Annotated in this window: 4 protein-coding genes; all 4 read right to left on the bottom strand. The window is 54.7% G+C overall.

What is annotated here, in order from left to right; all coding sequences use genetic code 11:
• A partial coding sequence (locus VH187_RS04365; RefSeq protein WP_329700264.1) for a hypothetical protein occupies positions 1-354 on the bottom strand: 354 nt, incomplete at its 3' end.
• Between the two features lie 166 nt (positions 355-520).
• Positions 521-748, bottom strand: a complete 228-nt coding sequence (locus VH187_RS04360; protein WP_329700263.1) for a Rap1a family protein — start codon at positions 746-748, stop codon at positions 521-523.
• 116 nt (positions 749-864) lie between these two features.
• On the bottom strand, positions 865-1722 hold the full coding sequence (locus tag VH187_RS04355; protein ID WP_329700262.1) for a class I SAM-dependent methyltransferase: 858 nt from the start codon (positions 1720-1722) through the stop codon (positions 865-867).
• An 18-nt stretch (positions 1723-1740) separates the two neighbouring features.
• A partial coding sequence (locus tag VH187_RS04350; protein ID WP_329700261.1) for an MFS transporter occupies positions 1741-3016 on the bottom strand: 1276 nt, incomplete at its 5' end.

The following is a 3016-nucleotide window of genomic DNA, read 5'->3' as shown; positions in this document are numbered from 1 at the left end:
CATGAACTGTGACTCAACGTAATACCATTCCACGATTGTTCCTGCTGCGGTGGCGGCTTGCTCACTACGTATCGGCGGGCCTACCAAGGCGGAGACTTTCTTAGTTGTCATTCCTATCTTTAGCCGATTGAGATTCGCGTTGTAAGTTGGAATGTCGCGCGAACTTTCCGAAGCGCAGTCTGCGAAGATCAAGCACGATGCAAAGAGCAAAGGGACAATCTTTTTGTTCATCGGTTGCATACTAAACTTAACGCCAACAATGCCGCGATGATCTTTGCGCGGTCGCACTTTGTAAGCGTGCACAGAACGCTCTATAACTGGACGACCAATTGCCGATTGCGTTTCGCTCGCCATACTGAGTTTTACGACTGCACGTTTCGATTCTGACCCGGATAATGGTTCCCTGACGTTACAGAAAAAGTTTGCCGCAGCGGGCGTGGCCGGACTACCACTTCTAAAAATCGTCCTTGTGCTCGTGCGTCCCTATCACGTTGCCAGCAACATCGTAAACGCTCGACCTTCATCTCTCACGCGAGGAATGAGCCTTGTTGTAGGCGTGCTCTATCGCAAGATAGGAGAGTAAATTTAGCGGTTCGTGCCAGCGTTCGGGATTGTCGTTCAAGAACTTAGTAATGATGGCAGCCACTTGTTCATTAGTCATGTCCTTTAGATAATCGATAAACCACTTTGTGCGATTTTCAGGAGCACCGAAAAGCGGAGCGTTATACATTCCATTCACCGCTCCCATGGCGTATACTCATTTTTCAGCCTCAGTCATTTTCAGATACTCGCTGGCGGATTGCGCTGCTGAAAACCCGGCAAGAACCGCGTAGGCACTCGCGACTTTGCAAACATCGTGACTTTCTAGGCGTCGCCAGAGTTCGGCTTGCGTGACCAAGCGCCAAGCAGCGGCACGACACTTACAACGGTATTCGCCGCCGTAATCTCGGCAGCAATCCTGTCACAAAGCGTATCAAGGTTCCCCAACTCTTCGAGAGAAACACCATGTTGTTCGGCCAATGGTCGCAGACTCCAGACCAGGTCAGCAATCACCCGTAAAAAATCCATGTTGCTGCCCAGCGGTATCTCAAGATGCACGTTCGGCGCAGGCAGACCGATCTCTTGAAAGATGGGATACAGCGCGAGTCCCATCTCGGGGTTTGCGCCAGAGCGCAATAGCGTCTGATGGATGCAACGAAGAACGCAAGACCAAAGCGGCAGCCGATCGCCGAGGGCAAGCATCGGCATCCAGGAGGGTTCCTGGAAGGCCAGCACACCACCAGCGCGAACCAATCCGGAGACGCGCCGCAAGACAGAAACAGGATCGGGAAGAAACATTAGAATGAAACGGCCGACGGCTGCATCGAAGGGTTTGTCGCTACCAATCTGGTTTACATCGGTTTGCGTGAAGCTCACGTTGTTCAGTCCAGCTTCAGCTAAGCGGGGCTTGGCTCGCGCAATCGAGCTCGCATCACGCTCGACGGCGACCACCTCCCCAGACGGACCAACTATACGAGCTACTAACATTGCTACATCACCCACGCCCGAGCCAATATCGAGAACACGCTGACCGGGTCCGATGCCTGCTTCGCGGAAAAAACGCTCGGTGATAGGAGCATTGATCGCAGCCTGTCGAATCAGGCGCTCGTGCTCGGCGTCCGTATAGCCGAGCGCGTAAGGAGTGCGGGCACCGTTGGTTGATTTAGTAAAACTTATTACCATTCGACCTCCTAAACTGCCTTAAATGAATTCAACTGGCCGCGCTAACGCGGCTGCAGGTTGCGCCCAGGCTACCTCCTTGAATTCTCCGAGTAAAAGCAGCCATACCAAGGCACCGAGCAGGCATACACCAGCGGTAATTCCGATTGCTACTTGGAAGTGACCAGTCCAGTCCACGGTGAAGCCGGTTAATGCTGGTCCTATGACACCTGCAAAATTTCCGAACCCGTTTTGCAAACCCGCCCACCTTCCAACTGCTCGCGGTCCGGCCAGCGTCTGCGTAAACGCCCAGATGTTTGCATTCCCGGTTCCCAATCCTACCGCGGCTACCATCAGCCACACTAAATACGAATGCGGACCCGCCGACGAGCAACCTAGAAGGCCGACGGCTGCCGTGGTCCATCCCAGAGTCATCGCTGTCTTGCGCATCACACCGGCGGCCAAGCCTCGACGAATCCAGAAGTCGGTGACCCAGCCTGTAGCCAGGGCCGCTGCGGCATCGACTGTATAATACAGCGCAGCTACCTTCACCATGTCCTGCAAGGAGAGATACTGTTCGTGGACGAGATAAAACGGAAGCCAGGTGATGGTGAAATATAGGGGATATGCGCAACAGAAAGCGCCAGCGGCAGTGGCCCAAAACGGACGTTTTCGCAAAATGTCGATCACACGAGGAGACGGGCCAACTCGCTGCGCGCGTGTGTCGCCACCCGGCATCCACTTCAGCCAGGCAGGCAACCAGACCAGGCTTACCAGGCCAATTCCCAGGAAGACCGGCCGCCATCCGTAATTTGCCATCAACAGGCCAGCTCCAAGTGTCCCAGCCGCCGGGCCAAGTTTCATTCCAGCAATGATCGCGCCGTTGGCGAACCCGCGAGAATGTTCCGGCACATGCCGCGCTAGGATCTTCGAGTAGCATGGAAATGCCACCGACTCTCCCATGCCTAGAATTAGGCGCATTAGGACCAACATGGTGAACCCGCGCACCATTCCGGTCGCTGCAGTGGAGAGCGACCATATCAAAAAGCCGAGCGCCAGCAGCCGACTCGGATCAAAGCGATCAACAAACCAACCGCACACAAACAGCATAGCGGTGTACGTCCAGAAGAACGCGGACAGCAGGATGCCTAATTGTGATGCTGAGATGCCCAGCTCATTTTTCAGCAACGGCGCTGCAATCGAAAGGTTGCCGCGATCAACGTAGTTAATGAATACAGAAACCACCAGCAGCGTGAGCGCGACCGACAACGGGCGAGACAGCGGTTGGTTAACGCCACCTCCTTGAAGCGTGCCAGGA

It is taken from the genome of Scandinavium sp. (genome assembly GCF_036271055.1).
In the GTDB taxonomy this organism is placed as follows: domain Bacteria; phylum Pseudomonadota; class Gammaproteobacteria; order Enterobacterales; family Enterobacteriaceae; genus Scandinavium.
The sequence above is the reverse complement of the archived record's forward strand: the minus strand, read 5'-3'. Positions and strand labels throughout refer to the sequence as shown.

Bases quoted from the DNA above. Each gene is read 5' to 3' on its own strand.
- VH187_RS04355 (WP_329700262.1), bottom strand. From the start codon at position 1,722: ATGGTAATAAGTTTTACTAAATCAACCAACGGTGCCCGCACTCCTTAC.
- VH187_RS04360 (WP_329700263.1), bottom strand. From the start codon at position 748: ATGGGAGCGGTGAATGGAATGTATAACGCTCCGCTTTTCGGTGCTCCT.